The sequence below is a fragment of the Mesorhizobium sp. LSHC420B00 genome (assembly GCF_000503055.1).
Lineage (GTDB): Bacteria > Pseudomonadota > Alphaproteobacteria > Rhizobiales > Rhizobiaceae > Mesorhizobium.
Genome location: NZ_AYVY01000060.1, coordinates 1 through 8,937 on the forward strand (window position 1 = coordinate 1; position 8,937 = coordinate 8,937).

Sequence of the window (8,937 nt, forward strand, 5' to 3'; positions counted from 1 at the left end):
GAGCTCGGCCACAAACCGGTCGGGGGCGGCCGAGGCGCCGGCCTCGTCCACCAGCCAGGCGAGAGGCGCGGGCAGATCCATGGCGCGATTATGCGGCCACCGCACCCGGCCTGTCATCCGCGCCGTGACGATGCGCAGCCGGCCCGCCGATCTATCCTCCCCCCGCCCCCGGCGCTGGTACGGTCCGATCCTCGATGGCGCCGGGTTCGACCCGCCCTGCGAGCCGGCGTCCGCCGTCAAATTGCAACGGGCTCACGGGCGGCGATATCGCGCGCGGAAGGCCGTCACCCCCTGCCCGTGTGGCCGTATTTGGGATCCGGGCCGGGATCACGCCCGGCTGCAACCTCGCCCAGCCTGCCGAGGTAATGAGCCCAGCCCTCCGCATGGCCGGCGCATTGCTCGGCATTGGGCAGGCCGGTGTGGGTCAGGCGCAGCAGCGTTCCGTCCGGCTGCTCGATCAGATCGATCTCAACCAGGCTCGATCCCGGCGGCACCTCATCGCTCTCTTCCCAGCCGAAGCTGTATGCCAGACGGTGCACCGGCACCACCTCCCGGAAGGTGCCGCGAGCGACGCGAGCCCCGGTAACATTGACGAGATAGAGCCCGCCGGGCTGCGGCTCAAGCTGCGCCTCTGTTCCCATCCAGCGCAGGATCTTCTCCGGATCGGTCAGGAGGGCAAACAGCGCAGCGGGGGGCGCCGGGATGTGTGTCTCGCGGCGGACGACGAGGGCCTCTTGCATCGGCTTCCTCCATAGTTGGGACAGTTGGAGCAATTATAAACCAGTTGGCTGCTCGTGCGATAGAATAGGATCGGACATCGACACTGGAGTGACAAGTGTGGCGAGATTCCGATGGGCACTCGCCGATCACAGCCACGGCGCATGCGCTCCGCTTCGGGAGGCGTTCGAAGCGTTGGGTGCCGCATCCGATATCCCGAGGATCGATTCTCAGAGATCAGTTGCATCACCGGAGATTGGTTTCGGGCTGACGCCACGCGAGCTGCACGTGCTGCGGCTGGTGGCGACCGGCAGGTCAAATAAGGTGATCGCTCATGAGCTCTGCCTCAGCGGAAAGACCATCGACCGGCACCTCTGCAAATTCGCAGAACCTAAGCGCCAAAACTGGCACGGTGCTCCTACGCGTAGCTGATTCCCGTCAGTGACCGGGGTTGCGGCGCGGAAACAGGCAAGCTGCGGCAGCTTCATGCCCCGTCGTCGCCCTCACGCCACCAGACGCGGAGCAGTTCGTGCAGTCGCGGCGACATCGTGGAGTGGCGGTCCTTGCGGCCCTTGCCCTCCTGGACGCGGCCGAAGTTGATCGGCCGCAACACCAATGCGCCCAGTATGATGATCGGCCAGCGGGCCGCGGACATGATAATCCATCAAGAAGTGCTGCAGTGACGCCCGTCGATCCCGGGCTCCTACGCAACATCCATTTCGGGACCATCTCTCTATTATTCTGCAGGCGGACGCGTGCCGGTTCTCAAAGGACGTGTTGAGCGCGCCAATCAGACACTCCAAGATCGGCTTGTGAAGGCACTGCGCCTGCGCGTCATCAGCACGATCAAAGGAGACCAATGCTTATGCACCTGAGTTCATGGCGGACTTCAACGCTCGCTTTGGCAAGGACGATCCTGCCGGTGGCTTCGGCGAAGCGCCGGGCCGGTGATCTGAACATTCCCCTTTGCGGCGATATCTTCGGCATTCCACGAAACGAACGACGGGAGTTGGATATGAGAACGGAAATGTTGCTCGACGCAAAGGTCTCGCCAAGTCGGCCACAGGGCGAGTGTTCAGGTTCTGAGCAGCAGGCTTGAACTTCTGTACGACAACGAACTCAGCCTGATCATTCTCCCAATTGACTGCCGAAAATGAGCGCCTTCTTACAACTAACCGCCAAGCCACATTTGGCACTTGCAACTCGCGCTGGGGGTGTCGACCGCTTCTCTCACGCTCCCCCCATATAGATTTCCATGATCTGCCGGTCGTCGCGCACGTCACGACGCGTCCCCTCGAAGCGCTTTTCGCCGGCCGCCAGGATGTAAAGCTTGTCCGCAATCGGCATCGCCTCGCGGATGTTCTGCTCCACCATCACAATGCCGATGCCGTGCGCGGTGAGGGTGGTAATGCGTTCGAGCGTCTCGATGACCATGGCCGGCGACAATCCGGCGGAAGGCTCGTCCAGCAGAATGAAGCGCGGTTCCGAAACCAGTGCCCGCGCCAGCGCAAGCATTGCCTGCTCGCCGCCCGAAAGCGAACCGGCCGCGGTACGCCGCCGCCGTGCCAAAGAGGGATATTGCTCGATCAGCGCCTCGATGCGCTGTTCGACTAGCCGCCGGTCCGCGATGGCGTAGCCACCCATGCGCAAATTCTCCATCACTGTCAGGCGCGGAAACACACCGCCGCCCTGCGGCATCAACACCAGCCCCTGGCGCACCACCTCATGGACGGCAAGGTTAGAGAGTGTTGATTCGCCCAGGCGCGCCGTACCGCTCCACACCGGCAGCGCGCCCACAATGGCCTTGAGCAGGGTCGACTTGCCACTGCCGTTCGGCCCGAAGATGCAGGTAATCTTGCCAGCTTCCGCGCTCAGCGAGACGCCATGGACGATCTCCTGCTTGCCGTAGCCGGTAACGATGTTGTCGGCGGTGAGCGTGGTGCTCATTGCGGCCGCCCCAGATAGGTCTGCATAACCTCCGAATTGCGAACGATGTTGTTGAAAGGCCCGGTGGCCACGACACGGCCTGCATCCATGACGATGATGCGGTCGCACACGTTCCGCACCATTTCCATGTCGTGCTCGATGACCAGGACAGTGGTGCCGCGCTCGCGCAGCCGCGCGATGGCCTCCACGATGATCTTGCGGATGTTGGGATGCACGCCCGCTGTCACCTCGTCGAGCAGAATGAGCGAGGCCTGGCGCATCACAACGCGCCCGAACTCCAGCAGTTTCTGCTGGCCGCCCGAAAGATCGGATGCGCGGTTGTCTGCGACATGCTCCAGCTTGAGCAGCGCCAGCGTATCGGCCGCCCGTTCGCGCGCGCCCTGCCAGTGGCCCTCGGCCGCAGCCGCCAGCAGGTTTTCGGTGACGCTCATATTGTCGAACATGGCCGGAATCTGGAAGGTGCGAGCAAGCCCCAGCCGCGCGATCGCGTGAGCCTTTCGGCCGCCGATTTCGTGACCGTCGAAGCGGATCTGGCCACGATCCGGCGTCACCGTGCCCGATATCAGGTTGAACAGAGTCGACTTGCCAGACCCGTTAGGTCCGATCAGGCCGGCGATCTCGCGCCGACCGACGTCCAGGGAGACACCGTTGACGGCCTTGATGCCGCCGAAGTGGCAGTGGAGTTCGCGCACGACGAGAATAGGCTCGCCGGTGCCAGCCGTTTTGCCCTCGGCGGCGCTCAACTGGGCCGTCCCGGGCCGCCGCCGACAAGATTGCCGACCGCCTTGTCCAGCACGGCGCCAGACTTGGCCACGCGCCTCGAAAACATGCCGGCGATGCCGTTCGGCAGGAACAGCACCACCAGCACGATGGCCGCGCCCAATATGGCGATATAGAAGGCGGTGTCACCCCAGTACATCCAGATGATGCGGTTTACGACAAAGAGCGCCACACCGCCCAATGCCGGCCCCCACAGGCTGCCCAGCCCGCCCAGCAGCACCATCACCACCATCTGATCGGTGATGTCGCCGCCGAAGACGCTTTTCGGATTGATGAACGTGACCCAGTAGGCGAAGATCGCGCCGAATACCGAGGCGGTGACGGCACTGAGCACGAAGGTCTGCAGCTTGACCAGCGAAGTATTGATACCGATAGCCTCGGCCGCCGGCTCATGATCGCGCAGTGCCTTGACCTTCAGCCCGAAACGCGAGCGCTCGAACAGCGCCCACGTAATGAGATAGGTGAGCGCAGCCGCGCCGAACATGGCGAAGTAGAAGAAGCGCTCGTCAAGAAAGGGCGGCAGCCCAATACCGCCGATGCCGCCGGTGAAGTCCATCACCGAGGCGAACTGTATGAGCACCTCGGCGAAGGCCCAGGTGGCTATGGCGAAATAGGCGCCGCGCAGGCGCAGCGTCGGCGCGCCGATGATGATGGCAAACAGCGCCGTCACCACGATACCGGCCGGGAGGGTGGCGAAGAAGGGCCAGGCGAGCCTGTCGCCCATCAGCAGCGCCGTAACATAGGCGCCGAGCCCGAAGAAGGCCGAATGGCCGAAATTGATGTAGCCGGCATAGCCGCCGAGCATGTTCCAGGAGCAGGCCAGCCCCGCCCACATCAGCGCGCCGGTGGCAATGCGCAGCCAGTAGTTGTTGACCAGCATCGGCAGCAGCGCCAGCACAACGATTGCGGCGATCAGCAGGAGGAAGACGGCCCAGCGTGGCTTCATGTCCCGCCTCACAACCCGTGCCGCAGGATCCCGCGCGGAGACACGAGAAGGACGAGGAATAGGGTGCCAAAGATCGCCAGCAGCGAATAGCTCGACCCGACATAGGTCGCGACGAAGGCTTCGATGACGCCGAGCAGCAGCGCGGCGACGAGGGCACCGCCGACGGAGCCCAAGCCGGCAAGCACAGCCACGAAAAATGCGAATAGAGTATAGCGCAGGCCGACTTCCGGGTTCACTGAAAAGATTGCACCCATTAGTACGCCGGCCATGGCAGTGATGCCTGCGTAGAGCCCGTAAACAGTGGCGCTGAGGCGGCGGATGTTGACGCCCATCAGTGCGGCGTTCTGCCGGTTTTCAGCCGTCGCTCTGATCGCCAACCCATAGCGGGTGCGGTAGAGGAACAGGAACAGTCCGCCGGCGATGGCGATCGCGAAGACCGCCGCGGCCACGCGGATCAGTGGCACCGTCAAGGGGCCGACGGCGAGGCTCTCTCCGCTCAACACGGTCGGCACGCTGTGGGTATTGAAGCCCCACGCGGTCAGCATGCCGCCGCGCAGCAGTGTGAACAGGCCGAAGGTCAACGCCAGCGCCATCAATTCCGGCCGCGCCGTGCGGCTGTTGCGGACATTGTAGAGGATCGGCCCAATCAGATAGCCGATGGCGCCGAATAGCATGAAGGCCACGGGGATCGCCAGGAATCCGTCGACACCAAGTCCGGCACCCATATAGTAGCCGAGATAGCCGCCCAGCACGACCCAGCCGCCCACCGCGAAATCGATGACATGCAGCACGCCGAAAGCGAGCTGGAAACCGATCGTAAAAGTGGCGATGACGCCGCCGATCAGAAGGCCGTTCAGCAAGGTCTGTAGGAATAGATCCAACGCGGGAACCGTCCGTCAGCCAACGAAAGAGCGGAGTGCCGCGGCAAAGCGGCCGTACACACGATAGCATGGTCCGTCATTTTCCGAGCACGCGCAACCACCGTCATTGCGCCGGGCAAGGGTGATGGCGACGAGGCCGCCCCCACCCTGTCCAGAACCGGCTATTTCCAAGCTGGCAGCGGATAGGTGAGGTCCGCTGCCGCGGCCTCTTTCGGCCCCACCGCTACGGTCTTGCCACCCTGAATCTGGATCAGCACCGGCACCGGCTGGACGTTGTCGTGGTAGTGGTTGCCTTCCTTCTCGAACTTGATCGGTCCGTAGAAGGTCTGGATGTCGGTCGCGGCTATCGCGTCCTTAAGAGCAACCCTGTCTTCAGGCGTGAGCCCCGGCTTCTTGCCAAGCCGCTTGACGGCATCGCCGAAAACGAGACCGCTGGCCGCGCAGGCCGCTTCGGTATAGTCGGGCTCGTGCCCGGACTTCTTTTGCGCCATCTCGGCAAACTCCTTTGCGGTGCCGAAGAGGTCGTCCTTATATGAAACTGACGGCAGCCACACGGAGACGCCGCAGGTGCCGTCGGCGTCCGCGGCGAGCGCCTGGGCGAAGGCCGGGTCGGTGACGCCATAGTGCATTATCAGCGCCTTGGGCCGGAAGTTCAGCGACTTGGAGGTCTTGACGACATTGATCAGCGGCTCCTCATGGCCGCCGACGGCGACGATATCGGGATTGAGCGCTGCGATCTTAGAGATGACGGGGGTAAGGTCGCCAGAGGCCGGCACCAATTCGTAGGCGACGACTTCCAATCCGGCCTCCTTGGCCCCGTCGCGAAAACCTTCGCCGGTTTCCTTCGAGAAGGGTTCGTTGACGCCGATCACAGCAATCGTCTTGGCCATGGGGTTAGACAGTTTCGCCAGCACGGCCAGCGATTTACCCGCAGTGGTGTCCACGGCCGGGATGATGCCGAAGTTGAATTCCGGCTTGGCCTTCCAGACGTTTGGGGATTCCGCGGAGCCGGAAATCATCGGCACCTGGTACTTCTGGCAAATCGGCTGCACGGCGATAGTCGAGCCGCTGGTGTAAGGGCCGAATAGCACGTCGACCTCATTCTGGACGATCAGGCGCTCGGCGGCATCGGCGCCGGTCGCGGGGTTGCTTTGGTCGTCACCGTAGAACATGTCGACCTTGAAACGCTCGCCGGCGACTTCAACCCCGCCCTTGGCGTTGACGGCCTCCGCCCATAGGTCGTAACCGCGTTTGGTCAGGTTGCCGCCGAGGATGTTCTCGCCCGACAGCGAGGTGATAACGCCGGCCTTGAATGTCGTCACCTGCGCGCATGCCGCTCGCACAAACGGGCCCAACGGGCCGGCTGCGAAGGCGCCGGCGCTGACGCCGAGGAACCGACGGCGCGAAAAACGTTTGCTGTTCGTGAACATCACTCAACTCCCTTCATCCGTTATCAGATTGGAAACCGACGATATCTCCTGTTTATACCACTGTATGCCTTTTGTGCGGACAGAGAAGATATGCCTGGGTCAACAGGCAATGCGTAAGGCGGCTTCGGGTCATCAACGCGTAGAGGCGCCGCAGGCTGTGGATGCTCAATGCCTCGTCGTGCACCAGCTTCGTCGACGTATGCCTTTTGGGCGCCATTGGCGCCGCGAGCAGTTGTAGACGCGGCTCCTATTCTGCACCTAGACAAGTTTGCGAGGCATCAAGGAACGAAGGTCTAGTCATTAAGGCGTTGATTTTTCTGTTGATTTATGTTCCTCGCGACGCTCCGTCGCATGGTAGACAAACCACTTTTTGAGAGGCAAGGCGCGAGATAGCCCTCGGATCATGGTCGCGGAGGGGTGGGATTCGCCGATCATGGCCTCGTCGCCAAGATGACGCCTTCGGCAGCCTTTTGATTTCTTTAAAACGGTCGCCGCAGTTTCGAAGATGGAGCCCCACGGAACCAAATCTGTCCGCTCGCGTCCGGGTTGGCTGGGCAAAGCCGGCCCGGCGCCCGAAGGCAGGCCCAAGCGGACAAGCGTGGCAACAATGCTTTCATTCCAAATTGGGTTACTCGGGCCGTTCTGCCACAAAGAGAGTATCGGAGAGAAGCCCAAGCCGGTCGCGATCCGCGGCGGGTATACGATCTGAATTTATTCGGGTGACCGTAAAGCCGGCGTCCTCGATACGCTCCTTGATATCCGGTCCGTAGGCTCGCACGTGATCCGATCCACCAAAGCGCTCGTCGCGCTCGCTCAGTGACATAGATGGCGTCGCTTCGATCGTTTGGCGATAAATAAGCGGCACCTGGATCCAGACCTGCCCTCGGGGCTTAAGAGATGACCAAAGTTGCCGAAACACATGCCGATCATCAGGTACGTGTTCCATGACATGACTTAAGACGACGATATCGAGATCGCTGGTGCGACGCATGTCCATCAGGTCAATTTTCACGGTATCGGGCCCGTACCGTCCCGGCTCGAAATCGGCTTTGATTAGATTGCCCGCTTGAGAGAGTCTCTTTGAAAGACCCTTCTCGCTCGGCGCAATCTGGAGAATTTCAAGCTGCCCCGCCGGCAACTTGATAAGCCTACGGTCTAGAGCACAAATCAAAAACCGCTCACGATCCACGGCATGACAAAGCGGGCAGATAAGAGTGTACGCTCCGAAACGGTAAAAAGCCGCTACATCGCGATCGCAGGCATTGCAGTGATGAGCCTTGCTCGTCGGGAGGTGCGTCAGGGCAAAGGCTCTGAGCCAATCTCGGTACGAATGAAGTTTGCGTGTGACCCGCCGTACTGTGATACGATCACCATAGCTGCGAAAAAGAGAAAGAAGTCGGCTCTCTCGAACATTGTTCTTCCTTGATGGTTTCAGCATGTCGCCTCTAAGGTTTTTTCACCCAGGGGACGATAATTAGCGCCAGCTGATATGAAGTCGAGTCTGCGGAGCAGCAGGTGCTCCCGATCGGTCGCTGGCGATGGAGGGCGTGGGAGCCAGGCCCTCGCGCTAACGCTGGCACGGCGGCCAGCGGGACACGCGCTGGCGGGGCTGCTAGTCCTAGTTATCCTATTCGACAACCCAGCCTTTGAAGAGAAAATTCGATCATCGTCATTGCTGCGCCTTGTCCGGGCTTCTCGACAATGGCCCGCATCGTCAAATTCGCCGGCCACTCGCTGCGCGCTGGCCTCGCCTCGTCGGCCGAGGTCGACGAACTCGATGTGCAAAAACAGCTCGGCCATAACTCCTCGGAGATGACCCGCCACTATCAGCGCCGCAGAGATCGCATCCGCATCAACCTGACCAGGGCTTCCGACCTCTAACGAGGCAAAAACCCCCTCCTCTGCCGTTATTCCGCCGCTCAGGTTCGCGCGAACGGCCTCACCCTGAGCGCCAAAAGACTGGTTTTCGGCCATTCGGGCAGCCCCGGAACCTCCGGGCCTGTTTCATCGCCAGGACAGCTGGTCTTTCGGCAGCCGACCGCTCGGATCGAACACGTTCACTTTGTACGGAAGATCGGGACCCCATTCCCATAGCACCAGATTGCGGTCTTCCGTCTCCGCGCCCGGAGCAAAACTCGGCACCAGAATTCCAGCGATGCCTTCAGGCCGCAGCCGGTCATAGATGGACCAGGATGCAGGTCGCTCTCCGTTGCTGAGAGCCGTGGCCCAGGCGCTC

Annotated in this window: 11 protein-coding genes and 3 pseudogenes; 4 read left to right on the plus strand and 10 right to left on the minus strand. The window is 61.9% G+C overall.

From position 1 onward, the window contains the following. Window positions 1-240: pseudogene (locus tag X760_RS77700) on the minus strand (adenylate/guanylate cyclase domain-containing protein); the annotation flags it as partial. A gap of 44 nt (window positions 241-284) precedes the next feature. After that, window positions 285-740 carry an SRPBCC domain-containing protein gene (locus X760_RS73165; RefSeq protein ID WP_023723175.1) on the minus strand — a complete coding sequence of 152 codons (456 nt, stop codon included), beginning with the start codon at window positions 738-740 and terminating at the stop codon, window positions 285-287. On the opposite strand from X760_RS73165, the gene X760_RS75980 reads away from it, so the two are divergent. Next, on the plus strand, window positions 703-1,149 hold the full coding sequence (locus X760_RS75980) for a helix-turn-helix transcriptional regulator (protein WP_084643182.1): 447 nt from the start codon (window positions 703-705) through the stop codon (window positions 1,147-1,149). The genes X760_RS73165 and X760_RS75980 overlap by 38 nt on opposite strands. Before the next feature lie 52 nt (window positions 1,150-1,201). Here the strand turns inward: X760_RS75980 and X760_RS77625 are convergent, their stop codons facing one another. Next, complete coding sequence (locus tag X760_RS77625) at window positions 1,202-1,372, minus strand: hypothetical protein (RefSeq protein WP_023723176.1); 171 nt, start codon at window positions 1,370-1,372, stop codon at window positions 1,202-1,204. Between the two features lie 112 nt (window positions 1,373-1,484). Here X760_RS77625 and X760_RS77035 point away from each other — a divergent pair. Both X760_RS77035 and X760_RS77630 read left to right on the plus strand, forming a co-directional pair. Then, window positions 1,485-1,626, plus strand: a pseudogene (locus X760_RS77035) (ISNCY family transposase); the annotation flags it as partial. Further along, complete coding sequence (locus X760_RS77630) at window positions 1,577-1,816, plus strand: hypothetical protein (RefSeq protein WP_198030586.1); 240 nt, start codon at window positions 1,577-1,579, stop codon at window positions 1,814-1,816. The pseudogene X760_RS77035 and the gene X760_RS77630, both read left to right, overlap by 50 nt. A gap of 131 nt (window positions 1,817-1,947) precedes the next feature. Here X760_RS77630 and X760_RS73170 read toward each other — a convergent pair whose 3' ends face one another. The 6 genes from X760_RS73170 to X760_RS0140640 all read right to left on the minus strand — a co-directional run bounded on the left by X760_RS73170 (window position 1,948) and on the right by X760_RS0140640 (window position 8,139). Then, window positions 1,948-2,664, minus strand: a complete 717-nt coding sequence (locus tag X760_RS73170; RefSeq protein ID WP_023723177.1) for an ABC transporter ATP-binding protein — start codon at window positions 2,662-2,664, stop codon at window positions 1,948-1,950. After that, on the minus strand, window positions 2,661-3,407 hold the full coding sequence (locus X760_RS73175; protein WP_023723178.1) for an ABC transporter ATP-binding protein: 747 nt from the start codon (window positions 3,405-3,407) through the stop codon (window positions 2,661-2,663). Before X760_RS73175 ends, X760_RS73170 begins: the two co-directional genes overlap by 4 nt. After that, on the minus strand, window positions 3,404-4,390 hold the full coding sequence (locus tag X760_RS73180) for a branched-chain amino acid ABC transporter permease (protein ID WP_023723179.1): 987 nt from the start codon (window positions 4,388-4,390) through the stop codon (window positions 3,404-3,406). The genes X760_RS73175 and X760_RS73180 overlap by 4 nt, the downstream gene beginning before the upstream one ends. 8 nt (window positions 4,391-4,398) lie before the next feature. Continuing rightward, a complete protein-coding gene (locus X760_RS73185; protein ID WP_031195531.1) occupies window positions 4,399-5,271 on the minus strand; it encodes a branched-chain amino acid ABC transporter permease in 873 nt (290 codons plus the stop codon). 161 nt (window positions 5,272-5,432) lie between these two features. Continuing rightward, window positions 5,433-6,701, minus strand: a complete 1,269-nt coding sequence (locus X760_RS73190; protein ID WP_023723181.1) for an amino acid ABC transporter substrate-binding protein — start codon at window positions 6,699-6,701, stop codon at window positions 5,433-5,435. Between the two features lie 628 nt (window positions 6,702-7,329). Beyond that, the gene (locus tag X760_RS0140640) at window positions 7,330-8,139 is read right to left on the minus strand and encodes a methyltransferase domain-containing protein (protein WP_084643179.1); all 810 of its coding nucleotides are present in this window, start codon (window positions 8,137-8,139) and stop codon (window positions 7,330-7,332) included. A 275-nt stretch (window positions 8,140-8,414) separates the two neighbouring features. On the opposite strand from X760_RS0140640, the pseudogene X760_RS73195 reads away from it, so the two are divergent. Then, window positions 8,415-8,582 (plus strand): annotated as a pseudogene (locus tag X760_RS73195) (integrase); the annotation flags it as partial. Between the two features lie 123 nt (window positions 8,583-8,705). On the opposite strand, the gene X760_RS73200 reads toward X760_RS73195, so the two are convergent. Further along, window positions 8,706-8,937 (minus strand): RES domain-containing protein (locus X760_RS73200; protein ID WP_023723185.1); only part of this gene is annotated, 232 nt, incomplete at its 5' end.

What these genes read in the sequence shown, in the direction of transcription:
- X760_RS73170 (WP_023723177.1), bottom strand. Translation starts at nt 2,664, where the DNA reads ATGAGCACCACGCTCACCGCCGACAACATCGTTACCGGCTACGGCAAG.
- X760_RS77630 (WP_198030586.1), top strand. Translation starts at nt 1,577, where the DNA reads ATGCTTATGCACCTGAGTTCATGGCGGACTTCAACGCTCGCTTTGGCA.
- X760_RS0140640 (WP_084643179.1), bottom strand. Translation starts at nt 8,139, where the DNA reads ATGCTGAAACCATCAAGGAAGAACAATGTTCGAGAGAGCCGACTTCTT.
- X760_RS73180 (WP_023723179.1), bottom strand. Translation starts at nt 4,390, where the DNA reads ATGAAGCCACGCTGGGCCGTCTTCCTCCTGCTGATCGCCGCAATCGTT.
- X760_RS75980 (WP_084643182.1), top strand. Translation starts at nt 703, where the DNA reads ATGTGTGTCTCGCGGCGGACGACGAGGGCCTCTTGCATCGGCTTCCTC.
- X760_RS73165 (WP_023723175.1), bottom strand. Translation starts at nt 740, where the DNA reads ATGCAAGAGGCCCTCGTCGTCCGCCGCGAGACACACATCCCGGCGCCC.
- X760_RS73190 (WP_023723181.1), bottom strand. Translation starts at nt 6,701, where the DNA reads ATGTTCACGAACAGCAAACGTTTTTCGCGCCGTCGGTTCCTCGGCGTC.
- X760_RS77625 (WP_023723176.1), bottom strand. Translation starts at nt 1,372, where the DNA reads ATGTCCGCGGCCCGCTGGCCGATCATCATACTGGGCGCATTGGTGTTG.